At 66.5% G+C, this 12,437-nt stretch carries 8 protein-coding genes; 5 read left to right on the forward strand and 3 right to left on the reverse strand.

Translation table 11 applies throughout. The features are described 5' to 3' along the window. The first annotated feature begins 184 nt into the window (after nucleotides 1–184). Complete coding sequence (locus tag ACQE2J_RS05805) at nucleotides 185–1,612, forward strand: FAD-binding oxidoreductase (protein WP_135540236.1); 1,428 nt, start codon at nucleotides 185–187, stop codon at nucleotides 1,610–1,612. On the opposite strand, the gene ACQE2J_RS05810 is transcribed toward ACQE2J_RS05805, so the two are convergent. The 3 genes from ACQE2J_RS05810 to coaA all read right to left on the reverse strand — a co-directional run bounded on the left by ACQE2J_RS05810 (nucleotide 1,581) and on the right by coaA (nucleotide 6,805). Then, entirely contained in the window at nucleotides 1,581–3,287 is a 1,707-nt protein-coding gene (locus ACQE2J_RS05810; RefSeq protein ID WP_135540234.1) for an AfsR/SARP family transcriptional regulator, read from the reverse strand. The two genes, ACQE2J_RS05805 and ACQE2J_RS05810, sit on opposite strands and share 32 nt — an antisense overlap. A gap of 270 nt (nucleotides 3,288–3,557) precedes the next feature. Then, nucleotides 3,558–5,420: an ABC transporter ATP-binding protein gene (locus ACQE2J_RS05815; RefSeq protein WP_135540233.1), complete on the reverse strand. Its 1,863-nt coding sequence runs from the start codon at nucleotides 5,418–5,420 to the stop codon at nucleotides 3,558–3,560. Nucleotides 5,421–5,767: 347 nt separating this feature from the next. Beyond that, nucleotides 5,768–6,805 carry a type I pantothenate kinase gene (gene coaA, locus ACQE2J_RS05820; RefSeq protein WP_135540231.1) on the reverse strand — a complete coding sequence of 346 codons (1,038 nt, stop codon included), beginning with the start codon at nucleotides 6,803–6,805 and terminating at the stop codon, nucleotides 5,768–5,770. A 176-nt stretch (nucleotides 6,806–6,981) separates the two neighbouring features. On the opposite strand from coaA, the gene glmS reads away from it, so the two are divergent. From glmS to ACQE2J_RS05840, 4 genes are all read left to right on the forward strand, one after another. Further along, entirely contained in the window at nucleotides 6,982–8,856 is a 1,875-nt protein-coding gene (gene glmS, locus ACQE2J_RS05825; RefSeq protein WP_426937300.1) for a glutamine--fructose-6-phosphate transaminase (isomerizing), read from the forward strand. A gap of 10 nt (nucleotides 8,857–8,866) precedes the next feature. After that, on the forward strand, nucleotides 8,867–9,337 hold the full coding sequence (locus ACQE2J_RS05830) for a holo-ACP synthase (protein ID WP_426937301.1): 471 nt from the start codon (nucleotides 8,867–8,869) through the stop codon (nucleotides 9,335–9,337). Between the two features lie 65 nt (nucleotides 9,338–9,402). Next, nucleotides 9,403–10,704 (forward strand): M20 metallopeptidase family protein, encoded by a 1,302-nt coding sequence (locus ACQE2J_RS05835; protein WP_426937302.1) that lies wholly within the window; start codon nucleotides 9,403–9,405, stop codon nucleotides 10,702–10,704. Between the two features lie 103 nt (nucleotides 10,705–10,807). Next, nucleotides 10,808–12,427, forward strand: a complete 1,620-nt coding sequence (locus tag ACQE2J_RS05840; RefSeq protein WP_135540227.1) for an NAD(P)H-hydrate dehydratase — start codon at nucleotides 10,808–10,810, stop codon at nucleotides 12,425–12,427. The last annotated feature ends 10 nt before the right edge of the window (nucleotides 12,428–12,437 follow it).

Consider the following 12,437-nt stretch of genomic DNA (forward strand, 5'->3'; position numbering starts at 1 on the left):
CTGAGGGTGGGGCCGTTCGCGACCTCCGAAGAGGGCTTCCGGCAGCGGGCAGCACGACGAAAGGCTCCGCTCGCCGACGTAAGCGAGATGTAAGCGCCGCTTGGGAGGATCGAGCCATCCGACGACGGATCAGAGTCGACCGCCGTCGGTACAGAACCTCACATCTTCCAACGATCGGAGATCTATGACTCTGCAATCCCAGCCGGTCCTCACCGATGTCGCACGTGAGGATACGACCGATTCAGCCGCCGAACTGGCCGCGATGGTCGAGCCGGTGACGATCTATCTTCCCGGCGATGCCGGGTACGACAGTGCCAGAACGCTGTGGAACACCGCCGTCGATCTGCTGCCTGCAGCGATCGCGGAACCGACCACCGCCGCCGAGGTGTCCGCTGTCGTCACCGCGTCACGACAGCTCGGACTGAAGGTCGCCCCGGTGAGCACGGGTCACAACGCAGGCCCGTTGGTCCAACACGACCTCGCATCGACCGTCCTGGTCAAGCTCTCCGCCATGACCGCGGTCGAGGTCGATCCGTCGACAGCGATGGCGAAGGTGCAGGGCGGAGCGCTGTGGGGCGACGTCATCGACGCCGCTGGTCGCCACGGTCTGGCTTGCCTGCATGGCTCGTCACCAGATGTCGGAGTCGGCGGATACCTGCTCGGCGGCGGGATTTTCCTGTACGGGCGCAGACTCGGAATGGCCACCAGCAGTCTCACCGCCGTGGAGATCGTCCTGGCCGACGGCTCCCTGATCCGTGCGGACCATCGTCAGCATCCGAGCCTGTTCTGGGCTCTGCGCGGGGGAGGCGGCAGCTTCGGCATCGTCACCTCCTTCGAATTCTCGCTGTATCCGCTGGAGACCGTGCACGCAGGAATGATGGTCTGGGACATCGACGATGCTGACCGGGTCGTACGTTCCTGGGCGAAATGGGCACATGGCGCCCCCGATGAGATCACCACCTCGATGCGCATCCTCAATCTCCCGGAGGCCCCGGACATCCCGGAATCGGTGGGAGGTCGCCCTGTCGTCTGCATGGACGGCGCCGTCCTGGGAAGAGAAGACCAGGCCGACAGCATTCTCGCTCCGCTCAGGGCACTGTCCCCGCGGGTCGACACCTTCGACCAGGTGCCGCCCAGCGCGATCGCCCGCCTCCATATGGATCCTTTGGGGCCGACCCCGGTCACCGGCGACACAGCCCTGCTGGGGCGCCTGACGGATGAGGCGGTAGACGCATTCCTTGCCGAAGTCGGACCCGGAACCGAGCACGCTCTGCTGTCGGCGGAGCTGCGTCAGCTCGGGGGAGCCCTATCACGGCGAAATCCCGACGGCGGTGTGCTCAGCCGATTGGACGGGAGTTTCCTGCTCTTCGGTGTGGCGATCGCCGACACTGCGGAGAACGAAGCGCGCGGACATTCGGACGCTTCCCATCTGGTTCGAACGATGTCGCCATGGAGCACGGGGCGTCGGTACCTCAACTTCGCCGAAGAACCGGTCGACGTCGGTGACAATTACGGTGAACGCGAATGGCTGACGCTGACGAGGGTGAAGAGCGCCTACGATCCTGAGAATCTGTTCGCAGCTAATCACCCAGTGCCGCTGGCTCACAGGTGATCCCGGTGCCTGCACCCGGACTCGCCGCGGTGCGGTGTGTGAACGGTACCGGGAAGTCGATGCGGCGGTAGTGAGACTGCGCCTCACGTCGGTGGCGGAGAGCGGACGGTGCATCCCCCATCTGCTCTTCCGCCTCGGCGAGGCGTGCGGCGGCTCGACCGGCGAAGAGCCAGTAACCGGACCACTGTGCCAGTTCGCGTCCGGCTCGAGCGTGCACGATCGCGGTCTTCGGCCGCCCCCACATCAACTGGGCTTTGGCCATCGACGCATGGGTACCGGCGGCCAAGGGGATGCGCATCGTCTCGTGAGCGCACAGGAGAGCGGTTCGGTACCAGTCGAAGCACTCGACATCGCCCGCATCACGTTTCGAACAGGCGACATCGAGCAGAAGCGGCCCCTCATCGGTTTCGGCACTGGCCCGTCGGGCGATGTCCAAAGCGGTGAGAGCTCCGACCACGGCATGGTGCTGTCGACCGGCCCTCCTGTCGATCTGGCTTCGGGTCCGCCACCACATGACTTGGCGTGACATAGGCCCGGTCGGCTCGCCTGCGGCGGTCAGTGACTCCTCGGCTCGATTCAGTCGAGACATGTGGGTGAGGACCAGGGCCCGGATGATCCGCAGCATCGCATCGGTTCCCGTCGTTCGCCCGTCGAGCCTCGACGCCTCACCGAGGAGGCGCAGAGCCCGGCGCAGGTCGCCGATCAGCGCCATGACTGCCACCATGTCCCGGAGCAGGATCGCACACTGATTCTCGTGTCCCAGCCCCGAGTGGAGGGCCTCCAAACGCTCCAGCACGGTCAGTGCCTCATGGGGTCGACCTGTGGCCATAAGGATGTACGCGAGTTCTCGACGCAGCACCGATCCGCGCATCGTCGGATCGGTCTCGTCCTCGCTGCAGGGTATGAGTTCACCGGCCGGGTCGACGATGGCGAGGTCGGAGCGGATCGCCTCTTCCCGCAGACGCGAGAGCGGCTGGTGAGGGGCGATGAGGTCCGGGGCCGAATCGAGCCCCAGGTCCGCGAGAGCGCGGTTGACCTGCGTGAATGCTTCGGGCAGTTCCGTGGCCCGCCCCGTCTGCTGCAGTGCCGACAATCGCAGAACCTGGGCGTGCTCGTTCTCCGGCTGTTCTTGTGTCAGCAGAGTGAGCAGCCTGAGCGCCGTGCGACCGTCGCCGAACTCCAGATGGAATTCGGAGCACTTCTCCCGCACCTGTGTGTACAGGTCCCTGAGCTCGGACTGCCAGGCTGCGGTCTCGGGCAGGTCGACGCCGGGAAACGGTTCGCCCTCCCATAGGGACGCAACGCGTTCAAGATGGCGGAGGGTCTCGAGATCGTGATCGGGCAGGTCACCGGCAAGAGCGGATCGGGCGCTGTGTTCGAAGCGCCATGCATCGACGGCGGACTGTGCGAGATCGAGGCGATAGCCGTATGCCGAACTCAGCAGAACGCCGTCTCCCAACTGCCGACGCAGTCGGTGGATTTGGACGTGGAGGCGCGTGTGAGCACGTTCGGACCATCCGTCCGGCCACAGGGCTTCGACGATGAGCGATGCCGGCGTCCATGCCCGGAGCCGGAGAACCAACAGAGACAGGAGGGCTCGCTGAGTGCGTCCCTGTACCCCTCGGGCCACACCATCATGGAGAATCTCCACGCGCCCCATTACGCGCAATTCCATCCGATCAGCGTAGAGGCATAAGACACCAGGAGGAATACCTCGACGAACCTCACGAGCTTTCGGGCTGTTCGTTGTCCCGTCGTCCTCCGGTTTCCTATCTCAGCAGTCGATGATCGGAGCGAGGCAGAGGAAGAATACGAAGACGATCACTGCCATGTGACAGCCATCAGCAAGCGATCGACGAGCAGCCATCAGCGAGCTGTCGACGGCTGCGTTGGAGTGTGGCTGTGGAGTGATGGCGAGTCGCTCCGACGCGCGGTCCGTCGACGCTCAGCTCGACGCGAACTGGGTGGCGTAGAGCTCGGCGTAGCGGCCGCCGCGGCCGACGAGTTCCGCGTGCGAACCGGATTCGACGATGCGCCCGGCCTCGACGACGAGGATCGTATCGGCCTGCCGGATCGTCGACAGCCGGTGCGCGATGACCAGCGCCGTGCGACCGTGCATCGCCTGAGCCAGCGCCCGCTGAATCGCCGCCTCGTTCGTCGAGTCCAGCGCCGAGGTGGCTTCGTCGAGGACGACGATCTCCGGGGATGCGAGCAGCATCCGGGCGATCGTCAGTCGCTGACGCTCACCGCCGGACAGACGGTACCCGCGCTCGCCGACGACCGTGTCCAAGCCGTCGGGCAACGCATTGATGACGGTTGACAGCTGCGCCCGGTCGATCGCCTCGAGCATCTGCTCCTCGGTCGCGTCGGGGTTGACGAGCGCGAGGTTCGCCCGGATGGACTCGTGGAAGACATGACCGTCCTGAGTGACCACGCCGACGGCGTCGCGCAGATCGGAGAATGACAGGTCGCGGACATCCACCCCGCCGATCCGGACAGACCCGCCGGTGGTGTCATACAGGCGCGGCAACAACGAGGCGATCGTCGACTTGCCGGCACCCGAAGAACCGACGAGAGCGACGGTATGTCCTGCGGGGATCGTGAAGCTCAGGTCGTGGATGACTTCGTCGCCGCCGCGGGAATCGAGCACGGAGACGTCTTCGAGGCTGGCCAGGCTGACCTGAGAAGCGCTGGGATACGCGAAGTCGACGTGATCGAAGGACACGTCCAACCCGCCGGCCGGCAGCGCACGCGGCTTCTCGGGTTCCTTGAAGTAGGGCACGAGGTCGAGGATCTCGAACACGCGCTGGAACGACACGACGGCACTTTGGATGTCCAGGCGTGCGTTCGCGAGCATGGTCAGTGGAGTATAGAGCCGGGTGAGCAGCAGTGCCAGGGTCACGACCTGCCCGGCATTGAGGTTGCCGAGGACGGCCTGAGCACCTCCGACACCGTAGACCAGGGCGAGGGCCAGAGCCGATACCAGCGTCAGCGAGGACACGAACGTCGACTGCAGCATCGCGACCTTGACGCCGATGTCGCGGACCTGACCGGCACGGTCGGCGAACTCCTCGTTCTCCTTGCGCGGATTGCCGAAGAGCTTGATCAATGTCGCACCGGCGGCCGAGAACCTCTCGGTCATCCGCGTGGACATGTCCGCGGAGTTGTTCGCGGCCTCGAACTGCAGAGAGGCGAGCTTCCCCGAGAGCATACGGGTGGGGATGATGAACAGGGGCAGCAGGAGGATCGACATCACCGTCACCTGCCAGGAGATCGTGACCATCACACCCACGGTCAGCGCCAGGGACACGAAGTTCGACACGATTCCCGACAAAGTGTTCGAAAACGCCCGCTGCGCGCCGATGACATCGGTGTTGAGCCGGGAGACCAGGGCGCCGGTGCGGGTGCGGTTGAAGAAGGCGATCGGCATCGACTGCACATGGTCGTACACGGCCGTGCGCAGATCGAAGATGAGCCCCTCACCGATGCGGGAGGACAGATACCTGTTCGTGATCGAGATCGCGGCGTCGGCGATCGCCAGACCGCCGATGGCCACAGCCAGCCACACCACTGTCGATACGGGCCCGCCGCCGGTGATGGCGTTGACGACGTCACCGGCGAGCACCGGGTTGAGCACGCCGATTCCCGCTGTGAGGACGGAGAGGACGAGGAAGACGATGAGCTTGCGCTTGTGCCGGGTCGCGTATGCGGCGATCCTCCGGTAGATGCCCGGCTGGATGGTCGTCTGCGGTGTCTTCTGGTTCTTGACCGAGGAGTACATCACACGGTGCGCGGAAGGCATACTCATAGTGGGTCCCTTTCTGCTGCCGAAGCGACCGAGACTGCGCAGGACGCAGCCGATCGGACACGAGGCACTCGAGCGGGTCGAGAGATCCCGCAGAAATGCGCCGCACCTGCGCCGATGCAGGGATCGCCCGCATCCGGTCGTCGCTGAGGGCGGGTAGCCCTCCGGCGGAGAGTAAAACAGTGCACACAGTGCAACTGCGCGAGGGGCGAAACTATTTCCTCAGCCGCCGGCGACCCCGCTCACACCCGCCTAGAGCCGCGCCCGAGCACCCGTCGCGAGCCGCGCCCCAACACCCACTTCGAGAGGCGCCCGAGCATCCACTCCGGTGGCCGCCCGAACACCGCGGCTCACAGCTTGCGCAGCTGCACCTTCCGGATCGTGTGGTCGGCGGATTTGTGGAGCACGAGGTCGGCGCGGCCGCGGCTGGGCTGGACGTTCTCGCGCAGGTTCGGGAAGTTGATCGAGTCCCAGATCTCCGTGGCCAGGGTGATCGCTTCGTCGTCGTTGAGTTGTGAGTACCGGTGGAAGTAGGAGTCCTCGTCCTGGAACGCACCGTGTTTGAGCTTGAGGAACCGGGAGATGTACCACTGTCGGATGTCGCGCGACCGCGCGTCGACGTAGACGGAGAAGTCGAAGTAGTCGCTGATCGCCAGCCCTACGGCTCCGTCTTGGCGGGGACGGGCGGGCTGAAGGACGTTGAGCCCTTCGACGATGAGCACATCGGGGGAGCGGACGACCACCTCGGCGCCGGGGACGATGTCGTAGGTGTGGTGCGAGTACACGGGTGCACGGACCTCGGGAGCACCGGACTTCACGGCCGAGATGAACTTGAGCAGCTTGCGTCGGTCGTAGGATTCGGGGAATCCTTTGCGGCCGTTGAGGCGGCGCCGGTCGAGTTCGGCGTTGGGGTAGAGGAACCCGTCGGTGGTGATGAGTTCGACGCGCGGCGTGTCGGGCCAGCGGGCGAGCAGCTCACGCAGCACACGCGCGGTCGTCGACTTGCCCACGGCCACGGATCCCGCGACGCCGATGACGAACGGGGTCCGCTTGGCCTCCTGCGGTTCCAAACCGAGTTCGTGCAACGGCGAGAAGAATTCCCGGGTCAGGTCGTGTTTCGCCCGGCGGGCGGAGACGTAGAGGTTGAGCAGCCGTGACAGCGGCAGGTACACCTGGGCCACCTCGTCGAGGTTGATCCGATCACCGAGCCCGCGCAGACGTTCGATATCGCGCTGCTTGAGCGGCAGCGGGGTGGCCTGGGCAAGCGTGCCCCACACCTCGCGATCGAATTCCCAGAACGGGGACGTCGTATCCGGCTCGCTGCGCCGGGCGGTGTAGAGGCCGGCGAGCCGCCGCGCGCGGTCCAGCTGAGGATCGACTTTGCTCATGCGCCCATTGTGTCATGGGTCATGAAAGCCACCCGCGCCGAGGTGGTCCGCCGTTCCGCACCCACCCGCGCCGAGGCGGCGCCGAAGTCTCCGTCGCACGTGCAGTTCGTCACGTTGACCCGATCGTGACTCGCCGAAATACACGTGATCGGCCGTGAGTGCGTAAAATCTCCCTCATGTGTGGAATCGTTGGCTATGTATCCAAGGCCCCCGTTGACAATGCCGATCATCTGGCGCTCGACGTCGTGCTCGGTGGCCTGAAGAGGCTCGAGTACCGCGGCTACGACTCGGCCGGAGTCGCGCTCGTGACCGACGATGGGCAGCTCGCCTCGGCGAAGAAGGCCGGAAAGTTCTCGGCCCTGACCGAGGAGATCGAGGCCCACCCGCTGCCGGCCGCTCAGACCGGCATCGGCCACACCCGTTGGGCCACTCATGGCGGACCCACCGATCTCAACGCCCACCCGCACCTGGCCGACGACGGCAAGCTCGCGCTCATCCACAACGGCATCATCGAGAACTTCGCCCACCTGAAGAAGGACCTCGTGGCCGAGGGCGTCGAGTTCCTCTCCGAAACCGACACCGAGGTGGCCGCCGCTCAGCTGGCCAAGAACTACAGGGCCACCGGTGACCTCACCGCCGCCATGCGCACTACAGCGACCGAGCTCGAGGGCGCGTTCACCCTGCTGGCCGTCCACGCCGACGCTCCTGGTCAGGTCGTCGCCGCCCGTCGGAACTCGCCGCTGGTCATCGGCCTCGGGGAGGGGGAGAACTTCCTCGGCTCCGACGTCGCCGCCTTCATCGACTACACCCGCACGGCCGTCGAGATCGGTCAGGACGAGGTCGTGACGATCACCCCCGACGAGGTCTCGATCACCGACACGGAGGGCAACCCCGTCGAGGGTGAGCGCTTCGAGGTCGACTGGGACACCGCCTCGGCGGAGAAGGGCGGCTTCGCGTCCTTCATGGACAAGGAGATCCACGATCAGCCGCAGGCCGTCGCCGATACGCTGCTCGGCCGTCTCGACACCGAGGGTCGCCTGACGCTCGACGAGATGCACATCGACGAGTCGGTGCTCAAATCCGTGGACAAGATCGTCGTCATCGCCTGCGGCACCGCCGCCTATGCCGGCCAGGTCGCGAAATACGCGATCGAGCACTGGTGCCGCATCCCCACCGAGGTCGAACTCGCCCACGAATTCCGCTACCGGGATCCGGTGGTGACGGAGAAGACCCTCGTTGTCGCGATCTCCCAGTCGGGGGAGACCATGGACACGATCATGGCCGTCCGCCACGCGCGTCAGCAGGGTGCGAAGGTCATCGCGATCTGCAACACCTTCGGCTCGACGATCCCACGCGAATCCGATGCCGCCCTGTACACGCACGCCGGCCCGGAGATCGCCGTGGCCTCGACGAAGGCGTTCCTGTCCCAGGTCGTCGCCTGCTACCTGCTCGGCCTCTACCTCGCACAGCTGCGCGGCAACAAGTTCCGCGACGAGATCGGAACCATCCTGTCCGAACTGCAGACCATCCCGGAGAAGGTCCAGCGGATCCTCGACGAGACGAAGGAGCAGGTGCTGGCGCTGGCCGACCGCAACCAGGAGGTCGGCTCCGTGCTGTTCCTCGGTCGTCACGTCGGCTACCCGGTGGCGATGGAGGGGGCACTCAAACTCAAGGAGCTCGCCTACATCCACGCCGAGGGCTTCGCCGCTGGTGAGCTCAAGCACGGACCGATCGCACTCATCGACGACGGTCAGCTCGTCATCATCGTCGTGCCGTCCAAGCGCGGCCGCGATTCGCTGCATGCGAAGGTCATCTCGAATATCCAGGAAGTGCGCGCCCGCGGTGCGAACACCGTCGTCATCGCCGAGGAGGGGGATGAGGAAGTCGATCAGTTCGCCTCCGAGGTCATCTCCGTTCCCGAGACGACGACGCTCATGGCGCCGCTGCTGACGACCGTGCCGCTGCAGATCTTCGCCATGGAGCTGGCCACAGCCAAGGGCCTCGACGTCGACCAGCCGCGCAACCTCGCGAAGTCGGTCACGGTCGAATAAGGACGATTCGATGGCCATTCTGGGTATCGGCACCGATATCGCCGATGTGCCGCGTTTCGCCGAGCACATCGAGCGGGTGCCTGAACTCCTCGACCGTCTGCTCACACCCGGCGAGCAGCTCAAACGCAACGGCAAGCGCCGCACAGACGCGTCCCTGGCGGCGCGGTTCTCGGCCAAGGAGGCGCTGAAGAAGGCGATCGGCTTCCCCGGCTGGCTGCCCTGGCAGTCCGCCGAGGTGGTCCCTGCCTTATCCGGTGCCCCGTCGTTTCGTCTGCGCGGGCTCGTGCTCGAGCACTTCCGGGCCATCGGCGGGACGAACATCCACCTGTCGATCACCCACGATGCGCACCTGACGATGACCTTCGTCATCGCTGAGGGGGAAGGGCCGTCGCTGAGCCCCAGTATCGAGGGTGTCGCCGAGCACTTCACCCACTCGATGTATGGGAAGGGGGCGCGCCTCGGCGAGGTGCCCGAACGGTAGGCCACCCGGCAGCGGACACTCAGGCGCATCTCCACGGGCGTGGAAGCAGGCAATAGACTCAGGTCATGAGCTCTCTTCCCAACGACCCCGCAAACACTGCCGCAGACCCCGCCGCAACCCGGCCCTTCGCTGGGCCCGACAGCGTCCACCTGCCCACGACCGATGACGCCAACGACATCGCGCCCGGGCTGGTCACCCTCCGCCGGGCGCTGCATGAGAACGTCGAAGTCGGACTCGATCTGCCGGTCACGCAGAAGCTCGTGCTCGAGGCCATCGAAGGTCTCGACGTCGAAGTGAGCACCGGCGAGAACCTCTCCTCGATCGTCGTCGTCCTCCGCGGCGGCGCCCGGCAGAACGACTCGACCGGTGTGGTGCCCGCGGTCCTCCTGCGCGGTGACATGGACGGGCTGCCCGTGAACGAGGCGACCGGATTCGACTTCGCCGCCACTTCAGGGAGGATGCACGCCTGCGGTCACGACCTGCACACGGCCGGGCTCGTCGGTGCCCTCAAACTCCTCCACCGCGACCGCGATTCGCTGCCCGGCGACGTCGTGTTCATGTTCCAACCCGGCGAGGAAGGCTTTGACGGGGCAGGGAAGATGATCGACGAAGGCGTCCTCGATGCCGCCGGTCCCCGCGTCAAGGCCGCGTTCGGCATCCACGTCTCCGCCGATGCCGACCTCGGCGTCGCCAGCTCCCGGCCCGGTCCGTACATGGCGGCGTTCTCGAAGATGACGATCACCGTCGGCGGCAAGGGCACGCACGCGTCCCGGCCCGCCACCGGCAAGGACCCGATCCAGGTCGGGGCCATGCTCGTCGGCCAGCTCCAGGAGTACGTCACCCGCCGCTTCGACATCTTCGACCCGCTCGTGGTCACCGTCGGCCAGTTCAACGGCGGCACCGCCCCGAACGTCGTCCCCGACTTCGCGACTCTCGTCGTCAGCGTCCGCACGTTCTCCGAAACCGTGACCTCCCGCGCCGAGGCAGAGCTGCCCAACCTCGTCCGTGACCTCGTCGCCGCCCACGGGCTGTCCGCCGAGGTGGAATACGAACAGATCCTTCCCCCGACGATCAACAATGACGCCGAAGCCGAATTCTTCCTCTCTACCTTCACCGAACTCTTCGGTGAGGAGCGGACCGTGCGCAAGGCCAACCCGCTGCCCGGCTCCGAGGACTTCTCCCGCGTCCTCGACGCCGTGCCCGGCGCCTATGGGCACTTCGGTGTCGCGCTGCCGAACCTGCCGGTCGACGAACGAGAGGCCAACCATTCACCGCGCGCTCGCCACAGCGATGACGGCCTGGCCGACCAGGCACTGTTCCTCGCCCACTTGGCCGGTCGCCGGCTGGCACAGCTGGCCGAAAACTGACCCGGCAGTCTGGTCTGGAAAGTGGAAACGGCATACGGTGCAGGGACAGGTCCTATGCAGGGCGACGTCGAATCAGCAGCCGTGTCATGAAGAGGAGCAGTCGATGAGCGTGTTCGCCTACCCGAGCGAGATCATCCGGGAAGCCGAGGTGCCTCTGCTCGAGGCCGGCGTCCCGCTCATGGCCCGTGCGGCCCGGGCGCTGGCGAACATCGGCATCGACACGCTCACCACCCACCTCGGTCAGGTCGCCGGAACCAGGGTGTGCGTGCTGGCCGGTCCGGGCAACAACGCCGGGGATGCGCTCTTCGCCGCATCGACTCTGAGCAGGCGCGGTGCCGCCGTCACCGCCATCACACTCTTCGACCGCACTCACGACGAGGGGCTGACCGCCGCACGCCGTGCCGGAGCACAGGTCATCGCGTTTACGACGGCCGAGGCGAGCGCCGCTCCCACCAGCGCCGCTCCCACCAGCGCCGCTCCCACCAGCGCCGCTTCCACCTCCGCCGAGGCGGCTGGCCCCACTTCCGCCGAGTCTGCCCGCGCGGACGCGTACCGCGAACTCTCCCGCGCCGATCTCGTCCTCGACGGCATCCTCGGCACCGGCGGCAGGCGCGGACTGCCCGACCACATCGCGAAACTCATCGCCGTTTGGGCCCCGCACCGCACCGGGAGCCTCATCGCCGTCGATGTGCCCTCCGATCTCGACCCGGATCCCGACGACGCCGAGACCCGCCTGCATGCCGACCGCACCGTGACCTTCGGCGGATTGAAAGCCGAACTCATCGACCCGCGCGTGCACGAGTTCACCGGCAGGATCGACGTCATCGACATCGGCCTGGGACTCGATACAGATCTCGCTGTCGCCGAGCTGCTCGACTCAGGTGACCTCAGATCGGACTTCCCCCGGCCGCAGGAGAGCGGCCACAAATACTCCCGCGGCGTCGTCGGGGTCCTTGCCGGTTCCGAAGACTATCCGGGTGCGGGCGTGCTCACGACCACCTCGGCGGTGAGCACTGGGTCAGGTATGGTCCGCTATCTCGGCTCCCCGCTCGTCGCCGAGTACGTCCTCGGCCTCCATCCCGAGGTGGTCAGCTCCTCCGGACGGGTCAACGCCTTCGTCTTCGGGCCCGGCGACCCCGAAACCGAATTCGTCCAGGCCGCGGTCGACGCCCTCGGCGAATCACACATTCCCGTGGTCATCGACGCCGGCGGACTCGAGATGATCGGGCGAGCCGAGGCGATGGTCGGCACCTGGATGGCCGAGCGGCCGATCATCATCACCCCGCACGCCGGCGAGCTGGCCCGACTGCTCAGCCGACTCCTCGGCGAAATCATCACAGCCGGCCGCATCGGACAGGACCCGGTCGGGTGGGCCCGGCAGGCCGCGCAGCTGACCGGAACGATCGTGCTCCTCAAGGGCCACCACACCGTCATCGCCGCTCCCGACGGTCTGGTCGTCCTGCCCGAGCCGGGTCCGGCGAGCCTCGCCACCGCCGGGTCCGGCGACGTACTGGCCGGGATCCTCGGCACGCTGACCGCGACCGCATCGGCACGGCACCGCTACGACGGCGATGACCTGCCCGTCCCGAACCGCGAATGGGCGCGGCTGGCCGGTCTCGGCGTGCTCGTGCACAACGCCGCCGGAGGGCGGGCCGTCACCGCCTCCGGGTTCGCCGATGCCCTCACCGAGGTGGTCGAGGAACTCATCCACGGCACCGACTGAACCGTGGGCC

The sequence above is a fragment of the Brevibacterium sp. LE-L genome (assembly GCF_050214925.1).
GTDB lineage: Bacteria > Actinomycetota > Actinomycetes > Actinomycetales > Brevibacteriaceae > Brevibacterium.

What these genes read in the sequence shown, in the direction of transcription:
- ACQE2J_RS05805 (WP_135540236.1), top strand. Translation starts at nt 185, where the DNA reads ATGACTCTGCAATCCCAGCCGGTCCTCACCGATGTCGCACGTGAGGAT.
- ACQE2J_RS05810 (WP_135540234.1), bottom strand. Translation starts at nt 3,287, where the DNA reads ATGGAATTGCGCGTAATGGGGCGCGTGGAGATTCTCCATGATGGTGTG.
- ACQE2J_RS05815 (WP_135540233.1), bottom strand. Translation starts at nt 5,420, where the DNA reads ATGAGTATGCCTTCCGCGCACCGTGTGATGTACTCCTCGGTCAAGAAC.
- coaA (WP_135540231.1), bottom strand. Translation starts at nt 6,805, where the DNA reads ATGAGCAAAGTCGATCCTCAGCTGGACCGCGCGCGGCGGCTCGCCGGC.
- glmS (WP_426937300.1), top strand. Translation starts at nt 6,982, where the DNA reads ATGTGTGGAATCGTTGGCTATGTATCCAAGGCCCCCGTTGACAATGCC.
- ACQE2J_RS05830 (WP_426937301.1), top strand. Translation starts at nt 8,867, where the DNA reads ATGGCCATTCTGGGTATCGGCACCGATATCGCCGATGTGCCGCGTTTC.
- ACQE2J_RS05835 (WP_426937302.1), top strand. Translation starts at nt 9,403, where the DNA reads ATGAGCTCTCTTCCCAACGACCCCGCAAACACTGCCGCAGACCCCGCC.
- ACQE2J_RS05840 (WP_135540227.1), top strand. Translation starts at nt 10,808, where the DNA reads ATGAGCGTGTTCGCCTACCCGAGCGAGATCATCCGGGAAGCCGAGGTG.